Annotated in this window: 10 protein-coding genes and 2 pseudogenes; 7 read left to right on the top strand and 5 right to left on the bottom strand. The window is 61.0% G+C overall.

What is annotated here, in order from left to right; translation table 11 throughout:
* The first annotated feature begins 7 nt into the window (after nucleotides 1-7).
* From IYW40_RS01810 to IYW40_RS01780, 7 genes are all read left to right on the top strand, one after another.
* Nucleotides 8-253 (top strand): hypothetical protein, encoded by a 246-nt coding sequence (locus tag IYW40_RS01810; RefSeq protein ID WP_109026897.1) that lies wholly within the window; start codon nucleotides 8-10, stop codon nucleotides 251-253.
* Nucleotides 254-329: 76 nt separating this feature from the next.
* Entirely contained in the window at nucleotides 330-1,343 is a 1,014-nt protein-coding gene (locus tag IYW40_RS01805; RefSeq protein ID WP_210327161.1) for a multicopper oxidase domain-containing protein, read from the top strand.
* Nucleotides 1,344-1,371: 28 nt separating this feature from the next.
* Nucleotides 1,372-3,213, top strand: a complete 1,842-nt coding sequence (locus tag IYW40_RS01800) for a hypothetical protein (protein ID WP_245435095.1) — start codon at nucleotides 1,372-1,374, stop codon at nucleotides 3,211-3,213.
* Between the two features lie 191 nt (nucleotides 3,214-3,404).
* Complete coding sequence (gene folE / locus IYW40_RS01795) at nucleotides 3,405-4,010, top strand: GTP cyclohydrolase I FolE (RefSeq protein ID WP_109026895.1); 606 nt, start codon at nucleotides 3,405-3,407, stop codon at nucleotides 4,008-4,010.
* A 495-nt stretch (nucleotides 4,011-4,505) separates the two neighbouring features.
* Nucleotides 4,506-5,162, top strand: a complete 657-nt coding sequence (locus IYW40_RS21560; protein WP_246716394.1) for a hypothetical protein — start codon at nucleotides 4,506-4,508, stop codon at nucleotides 5,160-5,162.
* A 3-nt stretch (nucleotides 5,163-5,165) separates the two neighbouring features.
* Nucleotides 5,166-6,812, top strand: coding sequence for a cbb3-type cytochrome c oxidase subunit I (locus IYW40_RS01785; protein ID WP_246716395.1), 1,647 nt, complete (start codon nucleotides 5,166-5,168; stop codon nucleotides 6,810-6,812).
* Nucleotides 6,813-6,824: 12 nt separating this feature from the next.
* On the top strand, nucleotides 6,825-7,223 hold the full coding sequence (locus IYW40_RS01780; protein ID WP_109026893.1) for a SirB2 family protein: 399 nt from the start codon (nucleotides 6,825-6,827) through the stop codon (nucleotides 7,221-7,223).
* Nucleotides 7,224-7,265: 42 nt separating this feature from the next.
* On the opposite strand, the gene IYW40_RS01775 is transcribed toward IYW40_RS01780, so the two are convergent.
* From IYW40_RS01775 to IYW40_RS01755, 5 genes and pseudogenes are all read right to left on the bottom strand, one after another.
* Nucleotides 7,266-8,429 (bottom strand): NnrS family protein, encoded by a 1,164-nt coding sequence (locus IYW40_RS01775; RefSeq protein ID WP_312029689.1) that lies wholly within the window; start codon nucleotides 8,427-8,429, stop codon nucleotides 7,266-7,268.
* A 458-nt stretch (nucleotides 8,430-8,887) separates the two neighbouring features.
* Nucleotides 8,888-9,507 (bottom strand): annotated as a pseudogene (gene nthA / locus IYW40_RS01770) (nitrile hydratase subunit alpha).
* A 72-nt stretch (nucleotides 9,508-9,579) separates the two neighbouring features.
* Nucleotides 9,580-10,065, bottom strand: a pseudogene (locus IYW40_RS22180) (SH3-like domain-containing protein); the annotation flags it as partial.
* Between the two features lie 727 nt (nucleotides 10,066-10,792).
* A complete protein-coding gene (locus IYW40_RS01760) occupies nucleotides 10,793-11,506 on the bottom strand; it encodes an RNA polymerase sigma factor (RefSeq protein ID WP_109026971.1) in 714 nt (237 codons plus the stop codon).
* A gap of 220 nt (nucleotides 11,507-11,726) precedes the next feature.
* Nucleotides 11,727-12,419, bottom strand: a complete 693-nt coding sequence (locus IYW40_RS01755) for a hypothetical protein (RefSeq protein ID WP_109026890.1) — start codon at nucleotides 12,417-12,419, stop codon at nucleotides 11,727-11,729.
* Nucleotides 12,420-12,810: the final 391 nt, after the last annotated feature.

The following is a 12,810-nucleotide window of genomic DNA, read 5'->3' as shown; positions in this document are numbered from 1 at the left end:
ACCCGACATGAAACACAAAGACTTTACCCGCCTCATTGACACCGTCTTCGCCGCTAAGAGCGGAGAGGAGATGCTGTGCACGGAATATTTTGATGAACTTCCACGTTACGTCGACATTGAGGCATCCGGTCAGGACGCCGGAGCCTTATTGCCCGAGGTTAAACACCATATGCATCAGTGCCCCGAGTGCGAAGAGGTTTATCTCGCCCTTCTGAGACTCGTGAACGCAGAAAAAACTTTTCCTTCGAGGTAAGACCTCAGCGTTCCGTCGCATCTAAGTCGTATCGGATCGAACTGGTTGGCGCGCGCGATCGGATCGATCGCCGGCATTGTCCCCGGTTCTCCGCTCGAAGGAGTGTGATGCGATGCTAAGAACCTGGGCGCAGTTGGGGATTTCACGTTCGTTCGCGTTTTTGCTCATGTGGCCAGCCGCGCTTCTCGCCGCTAGCGCAGCCTCTGCCGCCGACCAACATTTGATCACGCTCAAAGCAAGCGCAATGCCGTCGGGTCAGCTGGCCTATGAGATGGTCAGTCACAAGGTCAAATCTTCCACGGGAAAAGAAAGCGACCTTACGGATCGGTATGCGAGCGGTCCTACCATCCCTGGTCCCACGCTCGTCATGAAAGAGGGGGACGTCGCCGAGGTGACTCTTCAACATGGCATCGCCGACTCGGCGTTGCCGGTCAGCATCCATGTCCACGGCGTGCACTTCAAGATCGACAGCGATGGCACCATGAAGGTTTTGAATGGCGTCGCCGACGAAGCTGCGTTCCCAGACAAACCTTACACATACAAATGGACGGCCGCGCCTGGAACGGCAGGCACGTGGGCCTATCACGATCATGCATTCGGCAATCCGATGCTCGGAGCCGAGGACAAGGGGCTGTTCGGTACGCTCATCATCAATCCGGCGAGCGGGAAGGTTCCTGCGCTCATCGACGGCAAGATCGTCGACGTTGATCTTGCCGATGTGAAACGCGAATTCATCATCTGGATGCATGAAACGACCTTTTGGGGTCAGGAGCTCAATCATATCATCGAGGGCGGCAAGGAGATTCCGTTATGGACTAATCCGACCGTCGGCGCGCGCCTGGGCGAAAAGGTTCGCTTCCACGTCATGGGGATTGGCACCGCGTTCCATACTTTCCATCTCCATGCGCATCGCTGGATCGAGCCCGGAGCAACCGCCGGCGTTGACACCGTCAACATCGGTCCAATCAGCCGCACCTCGTTCATCGTGAAGGCCGGCGAGGGTGTTGGCCCCGGCGACTGGCACTACCACTGTCACGTTATCCAACACATGCAGTCTGGAATGATGGGTGATTTCCGCGTCATCGAATGATCAATGGCGGAACGGGGGAGTTAAAGGCATGAACCACGCAACAATCATGAACCGCGTATCCTTTCTGACGTTGGCCGTGGCGACGACCTCGCTTGCTGCGCCGCTGGCGGCGCAGGCGAAAGACGCCGTGAAATCTGACGACGTCATCATCAGCCGCCCCGGGGTCCTACCGTCGGCCGTGCTGGAGATGACCGACGAGCCCGGCAAATGGTTCAAGGATCCCAAGAGCGGCGGCTCGCTCGTTGTGGTGAAGCCTGGCGAGGCGGTGCTCATCAAGATGACGGACACCAATACGGATCACACCATCACCAGTCTTGCCTGGCAGCCTGGCGCGGACAAATTCCCGGTCGATCAGGAGAAGCCGTCGAACGCCAGCGTTACGCAGACCTTCGACAAACCGGGGCTCTATGTCTTCACTTGCAAGGTCCATCCCTACATGTTCGGCGCCGTTGTCGTCGACGATCCGAAGACGGAAGGGCTGGACATCGGCGGCGAATTGCAGCTCGTGACCGGCGCCAAAGTTCCGACGACAAGCGACATCGCCAAGAAGCTGCTCCGCACCTTCTTCGTCGCCACGACGCCGGCGCTATGGCGCGACTATCGGCAGCCGAAGTGGGAGGTGAAGCTTCCCGATCTCGGACTCAATCTCGGCGGCGCGCAGATCAATCTGAGCGCGCTCAGCCTTTCGGCGCCGAACACGCTGCTGACGCCCAAGACGCCCGGCGTCGGCGAGGTCTGGGTCAACACGCAGTTTGAAGGGGTGAGCGGCAAGACGAAGTTCGGAACGGCGACGCAAATCGACGCGGCGGATTGGACGCTCAAGAAAAAAGTCAAGGGCGTCGAGCAGAATATGAACAACCCTCACAATATGTGGCCCGATCCGACATATAAATACATTTATCAGACGGAATGGTTCGACAAACGGCTGACCACCTTCGACCGCGAGAGCGGAAAGGTTCTTAACACGCAGGTCGTTGGACAAAATCCGTCTCATGTGATGACGAGCCCGGTAAACGGCATGCTCTATGTCGCCATCAATGGCGAGGACCGCGTGGCGAAACTGTCGCCTGGCGAATTCCCTTCGGCGATGGGCAACATTAATGTCGGCCCGCATTCCGGCCCCCACGGCCATCACATCACCGACGACGGCAAATATATGATGACGCCGAACGCGCTGGCGGGAAGCGTTACCGTCGTCGATCTCGCGACCGAGAAAGCGACGGAAATTCCGACCGGCGGCGTTATTCCGATCGCGATCTGGAGCGACATGAACCATAAGGGCTATGCCGCCAATCTGCTCGGCACGCCCCCCGCCATGCTCTCCTCATTGACGGTCATCGACATTGACAACAAGAAGAAGGTCAAAGACATCGACCTCGCTGCCGATTACGACCCGATCAGCGGCGCGCACAAGGGCGAGGCTTATGGCCTGCTTCCGATCCAGACCCCGGTCAGCCCGGACGGCAAATACGTCGTCACGGCGAACACATTGAGCGCCACAGTCACGATTGTCGACGTGAAGACCGACAAGGTGGTGAAAAGCCTGCCCTGCGAAGCAGGCTGCCACGGCGTCAACTTCGGACATAAGAAGGGGGGCGGCTATTACGCCTATGTGGCGAGCAAATTCGCCAATGACTTGATCGTTATCGACATGGATAAGCTCGAAGTCGTAGGCCGCATTCTGCTCGCGGATTCGAAGGACGGTCAGATCACCGCGCATAACGGCATGGGCGGACAGGGCGTGCTGCCCTTGCCGATCGTCGAGCGTGGCATGCTGGCGCCCACGCTAAAACTCGCGGGAACGGGCAAGTTGAGCGCCGAAGTCGAGGGATGGCTCAAGCTTTTGAACAAGGAGCAACGCGGCAACTGAGCCACTGCAAGTCAGCTCCGATGGATAGCCCCAAGCAGGGCTTCCATCGGGGTGATCAGTTGTTACCGCAACAGACGCAGCACCCGCCGAATAATGTTAGGAGATGCGCGAATGATCGAGCGTCAAGCCAACAAACTGAATATCTAGTTTCGGCCCATGCAGATCGATTTCGTGACGGCCCGAGTCGTTTAATGGGTTTGGACAACAACTTTAGCGGAGTCCGAAGGTCGAAGCGTACCCAGGCTGAAGCTGAAGCGGCTGTGCGGGTTCTTATCGAATGGGCAGGCGACGATCCGAACCGCGAAGGTTTGATCGATACGCCTGAGCGGGTGGCGCGTTCTTATCGCGAATTGTTCGCTGGCTACGCCGCCGATCCTCGCGAATATCTCAAGCGCACGTTCGAAGAAGTGGGCGGTTATGACGAGCTGGTCGTATTGAAGAACATCCGCGTCGTTACTTTTTGCGAACATCACATGCTGCCGGTGATCGGACGCGCGCATGTCGGTTACCTGCCGACAAACAGGGTCGTGGGAATCTCCAAACTGGCGCGGGTCGTGCACGGATTCGCGCGTCGATTACAGATTCAGGAGAAGCTAACCGCTGAGATCGCCGAAGCCATCCAGGAAATTCTCGAGCCGCAAGGAGTAGGAGTGGTCGTCGAGGCCGAACACAGTTGCATGACCTTGCGTGGCGTGAACACGCTCGGATCCACATTGACCACTAGCCGGTTACTCGGCGTAATCCGCGACGACGCCCGCTCACGAGAGGAATTCCTCGGCATGGTGCGCCGAGCCTAGAATTTGGACCAGCGGCTGACGAAAGAAGCATTGGGAGCGGAACGCCATGGAAGATGGCATTCTCTAAGTTCTCCCGCTTGTAATTTTGCCTCGACCTGAGGGACCGGCTCTAGATGGAGACCGTTGCACGAGCGTTGTCGCCGATAATAGCTCGAGCCTTGAATCTGGAAGACGGGGGGTTTCCAAATCTGGAGATCCGCAACGGTGAGTCTCGTTGGAACGATAGTTGCTTGTGCGGTAGAAATGCGCGCTGACCTGATCGTTATGCAGACCGATGGTCGCGATAGCGCTTTGGACTCGATCATCGGGAGCACAACCGAGCGCGTCATACACGAAGCGCCTTGTCCTGTATTGGCGATTCCGCGAAGCTCCCTAGATGACGTGAACCGAGAGCGTCTGTTTGGAAGGTAGCGGCGACTCTTGAACTCGCACTGGGCGCTTTCCTTTACGATGCGCCGCGCCGGCCGTTTCGCTGTTGAGTTCTAGGAGGGCGTCGTGGAAAGCGCGCGTAAACTCTGGATCTCGCTCGTCGCCCTGTTGGCGCTTTCCTTCGCCGTGCTTTTGCTCATTGGCCGCGAAATCAGCGTCAAGGCGCCGCCATTGCCGGAGCGCGTCGTTACGGAAAGAGGCCGAACGGTCTATACAATCGACGACATCCAGCGCGGCCGGCAGGTATGGCAGTCGATCGGCGGTATGCAACTCGGCTCCGTCTGGGGCCATGGCGGCTACGTCGCGCCGGACTGGACCGCCGACTGGCAGCACCGGGAACTCGTCGCCATCCTGGACGCCTGGGCGCGCCGCGAGTTCGCGGCCGGCCGCTACGCTGATCTCAGCGAGGAGCAGCAGAGTTCTCTGCGGGGACGGCTGCGCCCGATGATGAGGCGAAACACGTTCGATCCGAAAACTGGGACAATCACTGTGTCTGAGGAGCGGGCTCAGGCGATCGTCCTCGTCTCTAGCCACTATGAGAGCCTATTCGGCGACGATCCGCGCAGCGCGGAGCTTCGCGAGAACTACGCAATGAAGAACGGCACTGTCGCCGACGCCGAGCATCGACGGGCGCTATGCGCCTTCTTCTGGTGGACCGCGTGGGCCGCGACCACGGAGCGGCCGGGAAGCCACGTCACCTACACCAACAACTGGCCGAGCTAGCCGTTGATCGACAACCGCCCGCCTGCAACCACCTTCATCTGGTCTGCGTTCAGCGTGGTTTTTCTGCTTGCCGGCATCGGGCTTCTCGGCTGGCACCGCGCCGTCAGTCATGCGCGCGGCGGCGAGACGTGCGACGTGCCCGCGCGTGATCCGATGCGCAACGTGAGGGTCACGCCGTCCATGCGCGCGACCGCCAAGTATTTTTGGGTGCTTCTTGCCCTGTTTCTCGTCCAGATCCTGTTTGGCGCCATAAGCGCCCATTACCAGGTCGAGGGGCAGCTGTTTTACGGCTACCCGATGGCGGAGATCCTTCCCTATTCGATCACCCGCACCTGGCACACGCAATTGGCCGTGCTGTGGATCGCCACGGCCTGGCTGGGCACTGGGCTCTACATGGCGCCGGCGATTTCCGGCTACGAGCCGAAGTTCCAGGCGCTCGGGGTGAATGTGCTCTGGATCTGCTTGCTGATCATTGTCGTCGGCGCCTTCGCGGGCCAATGGCTCGCGGTCATGCAACGGCTGGGATTGGAACACAATTTCTGGTTCGGGCATCAGGGCTGGGAGTATGCCGATATCGGGCGTTTCTGGCAGTGGTTCCTCTTTATCGGACTGCTGCTGTGGCTCATCCTCGTCGGCCGCGCCTTGTGGCCGGCGCTGCTGGTAAAAAATGAGTCACGCTCCATCGTCGCTCTTTTCTTCCTCTCGACCGTTGCGATCGGCCTGTTCTACGGCGCGGGGCTGATGTGGAACGAGCATACGCATCTGTCGATGGTCGAGTATTGGCGGTGGTGGCTGGTGCACTTGTGGGTCGAAGGGTTTTTCGAGGTGTTCGCCACCGCCGTCGTCGCCTTCCTGTTCACCCGCCTCGGCCTGGTCGCAGTCAAGCCGGCAACTTCGGCGGTGCTGTTCGCGACGATTGTCTTTATGGCCGGCGGCGTGATCGGCACACTGCATCATCTCTATTTCGCCGGCACTCCGACGTCGGTGCTGGCGCTTGGCGCCAGTTTCTCCGCGCTGGAAGTCGTGCCGCTCGCCTACATCGGCTTCGAGGCCTATGAGCATTGGCGGTTTTGCGGCGCCACGCCATGGATGCAGCGCTATAAATGGCCCGTGCTGTTCTTCATCGCTGTCTCCTTCTGGAATCTCGTGGGAGCCGGTCTGTTCGGTTTCCTGATCAACCCGCCGCTCTCGCTCTATTACATGCAGGGGCTCAACCTGACACCGCTGCACGGCCACACGGCGCTGTTCGGCGTCTATGGGATGCTCGGCATCGGCCTCGTGTTGTTCTGCCTGCGCGGAATGATGCCCGAACTCGTCTGGAACGAGAAGATCCTCAGCATCAGCTTCTGGTGCTTCAACGTGGGGCTGGCGATGATGGCGTTGTTCACGCTCCTGCCGCTCGGCACGCTGCAACTCCTTGCCGCGATCAATGAAGGTTATTGGTACGCCCGCTCTGAGCAGTTCATGCAGCAGCCGATCGTCGATCTTTTGGTATGGATGCGCGTGCCGGGCGACACGGTCTTCTCGATAGGCGCATTGGCCTTCGCCTGGTTCGTTGTCAGCCTGTGGCTCCGGCCGCGCCGCCAGCCTCATGAAGTGGAGCAGGAGGACAGGGAACTGGAGGCGGGACCGGCGAAGCGTGCGGCGTGATCCGCCACTTGCATGGAAGCCTATTACTTCGAGATTCGCGCCGTCCACGTCGCGGCGGCGCTGGCGAGCGGCGGCTTCTGCCTTATGCGGGCGCTCGCTTTGAACTTGCTCGCGGCGTCATGGCCACCGTCGCTGCTCGCGCGGCTTGCCTCCTACGCTATCGACACCGTGCTCTTCACGGCTGCCCTCATGCTGACGGCCGTCACGCGTCAATACCCGTTTGTTGACACTTGGCTGACCATGAAGGTCGTGGTCATGCTGCCGCTCTATATTTTTCTGGGTTACTGGGCGCTCCGAGCCAAGGCGTTCAAGTTGCGGTTGGCGGCGATGGCCGGCGCGATCGCAGCTTTTCTTTTCATTTATAGCATCGCACGCAAGCATAGCCCGCTTGGCATGTTTGCCCTCGGGTGAGAAACGTCGGCAAGCTTGGTCGACCTTTCCGGGAACTGGCCTTTAGGCGGTTTGATGCAAGCGCCTCGTCGTCACCATCCCGAAATAGAGCACCACGAAGAGGCCGTAGGCCAGGCTCCACATCCCGCCGGCGACCGCGAGGGCTGCGAAGTAGTGCTCGCCCATGAAAGGCGCGCCGATGCGCAGGATGGCCGCCAAAGTTATGGCGACGTAGATCGCGGCCGTCCACCGATCTGCGAGGAGCGGGCGACCGGTGTGGCCGCGCGTTGCGCGGGTCATCACCGCGAGCGTCATTGTTCCGATGGCGCCGACGGTGAGGGCATGCAGAGGCGCGGCAGGACCCGCGACTCCCCATAGTTCATTGCCGCCGATGAGCAGGAAGCCCAAGGGCACCCAGCCATAGCCCAGATGCAGCACGAAGAGCATCGGTTCCGCGCGCGTGCTGACGCCGCGCCAGCGGATAAGACGTAGAAAGAGCGCCGCGCCGGCGATAATGAGCGGAGCCGCGGTAAGTCCGGCGTCGGGAAACGCGACCCAGGCGACGAGCGCCACGAGCGTCGCCGCGAGCGCGAAACGATCGAGCGCGCCGAAAGGCGCGGGCTCCACTTCAGCTGGCGAATTCTTCGCCAGCCAGTTGCGGGTGAAGCTCGGCGCGATGCGCCCCCCGATGATGGCGATGAGCATGATGAGGGTCGCGACGCCGACGCGGGCCCCGATGGCGCCCGTCGCGGCAAGGTCCATCGCTTCGAGATGCGTGAGCAGATTCCCGAAGAACAGAAGCGCGAGAGCGGCGACCATGGGCAAGTTGCGCCAGTTTCGCCCCGTGGCGATCTCGCGCGCGACAACGAAGATAAAGACCGCCGGGAAAGCGAGGTCGAGCGCCGCGGAGACAAGCGCAGGCGCACTATTCGAAGTCAGGACGGCGATGCGGCCGAGAAGCCAAAGGGCGACGAGGCCGGCGAGCGGCGCGCCTTGCAGGGGCAGCCGACCGGTCCAGTTTGGAATGGCCGTCAGCAAGAATCCCGCGACGACGGCGCCGCCAAAACCGAAGGCCATTTCATGCGCGTGCCAGAGAGAGGGCGCGAAGCGTGTCGGCAGTTCGGCCGCCGCCTCCAGATAGGCGATGGAGAGCGGCAGCCCGACAGCGGCCCAGAGCGCGGCAAAAAGGAAGAAGGGGCGGAAACCCGCGGAAAGAAAGATCGCCACAGGGTTTTGACTCGCCTGAGCGCGATATCGCGGAATTGGAGGCATCGTTGACTTCCCCTTTGGAATTGATGATGGGCTGGCGCTCGGTCACCAACGCACACATCGAGCGCGCAGGTCGCGAGCCTCTCGTTAGAAACCAAGCGGAATGTCACAGAGGGGAGGGGAAGATCAATAGGCCTTCTCTTGCGACACCATTCCTTCTTCTACGCGGATTCCCCGCAGATCGCGAAGGCGTTGCAGGGAAAGCGTCGCGCGCCACGGGTGTGGGCTGCGCTGGGGTTTTTCGCCCTTGTGACCGCGACGATATAGATATCGACGACTTCTTCCGCGAACCGCCGCGGGCAGCTGAGCGATAGTGGCCGAATTCGATAACGCGATGGCCAAGCCGAACTCGCGTCACTGCCACTCGTGGTCAAACCGCGGCGCTCCCTGATCAGTGGTGCAGGATCCGTGCAACCTCATGATGGCGCTCCGGCCAGCGCGACGCCCATCATCGACTCGGTCGTCACGAGCTCCATCAGCTGCGCCTCAGTAAAATCCTCTGTCGCTGCTGGCCTTTCAGGAATTACGAACCACCGCGCCGTCCCGCTGCTGTCCCACACCCCGATCTCCGTTTCCTCGGGCAGGTGGACGCCAACCTCGGCGAGCACTTTCCGCGGCTCGCGGGCCGCGCGGGCGCGAAATACCGGATCCTTGTACCAGTACGGCGGTAACCCCAGCACCGGCCATGGAAAGCACGAGCAGAGCGAGCAGATGATCAGATTGTGCACCCCGGGCGCGTTGGCGACCGCCCGCAGGTGCTCGCCTCGGCGCCGGCCATTCCCTCGGGCAGGTCGAGTTCGGCAATTGCGGCCGGGGTGTCGGCCAGCAGCCGGGCCAAGAAGCCCGCGTCGGTCCACGCCCGCACGACGATCTTCTTGCCGTTGAGCGGCGTCATCTCCGATTCGAAGTAGGCCAGCACCTTATCGACGGTCTGGGGCGTGATGACGCCGTTTTCGATCAGAAGCGATTTCAGCGCAGCGACTTTGGCCGCGCTGGACTTCTCGCGGTCCTGCGGATACTTGAACTGGCCGCTCATGCAGGTTCCTCCAAGTATGCCTCGAACAGTTCGGCGTAAAGCGTCTGCGCGCCGGGTTCCGCGCGCGGGACCCCACAATTCGGTCGGCGTGAACTCGACGATGTAGACGGGCATTGGATCGCCGATGCCGTCGCCAGTGTGCCAGAAGTAGGCGTAGTCGCCTTCGAGCACCTGCGCCACCGTGCCGCTCCGCCCCCGCAGATAGCCGGGCAGGCGAGTGTGCGCGCCAGCTGGGACATTTGCGATCCGGACCCGCTGCCCGACGGCGAACTTCGGATGCGCGACGTCGCGCCGCGGGCTGTCGCCGCTGCGTAGATATGCGATGATCTGCTCGTCGATGGCTTCAGCCCGATCGGGTCCCCCTGGCCGAGCGCCGTCCGGCCTGGCCGCTTCGCCACGCAGTTCGCTTGTCCGCGAGGCTAATTCGTCCTCGCGCAGGTATCCCTTGTCGACGAGGAATGGGGATGCCGCTGAGCCACTTCTCGTAGTAACGGAATTTGAAGTAGTCGAATGGATCCATCGTCTCGGCGCCAGCGCGCAGATCCGCCCTGTCCACATGTCGCGGAAGCGGTCGGCACGTCGGCGATCGCGCAGGCCGGCACGGACGAGTCGAGATGGCCCGAGAGAGCCATCATCGCCACATAGATGCCGAATATCCGATTTCCCACTGCCTCGGCAGGCTGGTTCAGAAAAAAGGGTCAATTCGGATCTGGAGCGCTTTTCCGACGTTGTCCAAAATAGGCTCAGAGTTGTGGAAGGCAAAGGCCGCAACACGCCGACGGTGGAATGGGAGGATCCAGGGGCGACGCGCGCGGAAGATGCGGAGCGGCGGCGCATGAGCGCATGACGAATAAAGAAGTTGTCGCGCTGGTTTTTCAAGGCGGCGGCGCGCTCGGCGCCTATTAGGCGGGCCCGTTCGGGGCGCTCGCGGCGGGGATATTGTCCGAAGGGGCTCGCCGGCATTTCGATCGGCGCGATCAACGTCGTGATCATTTGCGGCAATCATCTGGAAAAGCGCGTCGAGCGCCTGCGCGCCTTTTGGGAACGCGTGATAAGCAGGACGCCCCTTCCCTTCAATCTGGACGGATTCCTCGGTCCCATTTTTGCCAACGCCAGCGCAAATCCCCTAGCGACGGTTGGCGCGCCCGGTTTTTAGGCTGCGTCTACCGCCTCCGGCCCTCTTATGCCCTATTCAGCGTCCGGCTATCCCACCTCATATCTTCCCTTCCGAATAGTTCCATCAAGCAGGCTTATGCGGCTGAGGTACGGGGCTCTCGACCCGCCGCTACTCTTCGCTGGCCAGCCCTTCCGCTTTACAGCGTTCGAGGACACCGGTCACGATGCGGTCGCACCGCTCGCCGGCGAAGGCGAAAACGTCGCTTAAGCCCGCGTCCATCTCCTGGGCAAGGCTTTCGCGCAACAGGCTGCGAGCTCGGAAGAAGCGCGTACGCACCGTCGCCTCGGGGATCTCCAGCGCCTCGGCGATTTCTTCGACGCTCATCTCCTCGATCGCGCGCAGCATGAACACCGTCCGGAAGGCCTCCGGCAGAAGGTCGATGCGCGCCTCCAAGAGCTTGCGCATCTGAACCCGCATCATCGATTGTTCTGGGCTACGCTCAGGCTCATCGTTCAGCGCTGTCTGGGCTTCAGATTCATGGGGCGTCATGGCAGCTTCCAAAGGAATGATCTGGGCACTCTTTCGCCGCAAGCGGCCGAGCGCTTCATTGGTCGTGATCCGCACAAGCCAGGTAGAGAGCTTGCTCTCGGCGCGATAGTTTCCAAGCGCGCGCCACGCCCGCAGATAGGCGTCCTGGACGACATCCTCCGCCTCCGCATCATTGTGCACGATGCTACGCGCCGTACGGAACAGAAGCTGGTTGTGCCGTCGCATGATGGCTTCGAACGCCACTCCGTCACCGTCAGCGGCGCGCGAGATCAGCTCTGCCTCCGGCGTGGTTTTCGAGAAGCTATTTGCCGCCTGACGCTGAAGTGATTGCATTTTCGCCTCCATTCATTGAACAGGTAGGCTACCGGCGTGCCTTTGCCGGCGCTGCCGCTATAGGGATCGCGCGCGCCGCGTCTTCCGGATCGCGCAGCAATTCCATCATGCCCGCGACCATCGCGAAAGCGATCAACGCGTCGATGAGTATCACGGCTCCTTTCCGGGCGTACGGGCAATGGCGGGGCGCCGTTCCGTCGTCGCCCTTGGCGTTGTCCGACTAATTCTCGAACTTCGTTGGGAAGGCGGCGATCAAACCGTTGGTCAGGGCATCGGCCAGCATCATCATATGAGCTTCGGCCTTTCCATATTCGGCGATGCCGTCGGCATATTTGCCCTGCAAAAGCCCCGTGGCGTAGACCACAGTTGTGTCGATATGCCCCTTGAGCATGTCGCGTACCGTGGTTTGCGGCCAGTTCTTGTTCGCCTTGGCGAGAAAATCGGCAATTTCCTGCGCGTTTGCGTAGGCGGCTGCGACGGCCTTGTCGGTGGCCGGCTTGTCGCCGGCCTTGGCGGCTTTCACGACCTCGACGGCTGCGCCGATATGCTCCTGAAGCAGCTTGGTGAGCGCGTTACCAGCTGCATCGCCATAGAAGGGCTTGATAGCGTCGCCGATATCGGCCTGGTTCTGCATCAGCCGCGCTGCGGTGGCGTCGAAAGATGGCGAGCCGTTGGCCAAGGCCGTGACTGCCGCATAGGTCCATTCCATATGCTGAGCCCACAATTCACGCATCGCATTATTGAGCGCGAGTCCGCTCGGGCTGCGAATGATCTGCGCGGCTTCGGTGTGCGAGGTGTTAACGGAATAGGCGGCGGTCGGGCGGAAAACGGGAGTAGCCATAAGTGCGGCGGCGAAGCCCGCAAGGGCGAGGCGGCGATTAACGGCCCGGTGGAACATCTGCACGCGTGTCATGACGGTTCTCCTTGGTCGATCAGTTTGCGTAGCGGCCGGTGTGATCGACTCGATGCGGCCCCGTATATTCGATGCGACCCTTTCGCGCTGCGTTCCCGTTGCACGAGATTTTTTTGGGGGAAAGGAGAAAGCTTCCGAGCACGTCGAGCGGCAGAGTACGGTCAGCTCTAAAACATCCTGCGACAACACAAGCGCTGGATAGGCTCTCATTACTTCGTAAACGGGCTGCGGAGGCGCTAAAACTCATAGCGCCTCCGCTATCGCACCAGCGTGATTTTACGGGGGTTCCCGACGGTACGATATTTCTGTGCAGAGCGGTAGCTGCCGCTCAGTTTTTCTCCGCACTTGCGCCCTGTATATTAGATGCGACCATTCCGTGCTGCGTTCCCGA

This window comes from Methylocystis sp. H4A (assembly GCF_015709545.1).
Classification (GTDB): domain Bacteria; phylum Pseudomonadota; class Alphaproteobacteria; order Rhizobiales; family Beijerinckiaceae; genus Methylocystis; species Methylocystis silviterrae.
Note: the sequence above shows the minus strand (reverse complement) of the source record. Positions and strands in the feature narration are given on the sequence as shown.

Coding starts and splice junctions, on each gene's coding strand:
- IYW40_RS01810 (WP_109026897.1), top strand. CDS start 8: ATGAAACACAAAGACTTTACCCGCCTCATTGACACCGTCTTCGCCGCT.
- IYW40_RS01800 (WP_245435095.1), top strand. CDS start 1,372: ATGAACCACGCAACAATCATGAACCGCGTATCCTTTCTGACGTTGGCC.
- folE (WP_109026895.1), top strand. CDS start 3,405: ATGGGTTTGGACAACAACTTTAGCGGAGTCCGAAGGTCGAAGCGTACC.
- IYW40_RS01780 (WP_109026893.1), top strand. CDS start 6,825: ATGGAAGCCTATTACTTCGAGATTCGCGCCGTCCACGTCGCGGCGGCG.
- IYW40_RS01760 (WP_109026971.1), bottom strand. CDS start 11,506: ATGCAATCACTTCAGCGTCAGGCGGCAAATAGCTTCTCGAAAACCACG.
- IYW40_RS01755 (WP_109026890.1), bottom strand. CDS start 12,419: ATGACACGCGTGCAGATGTTCCACCGGGCCGTTAATCGCCGCCTCGCC.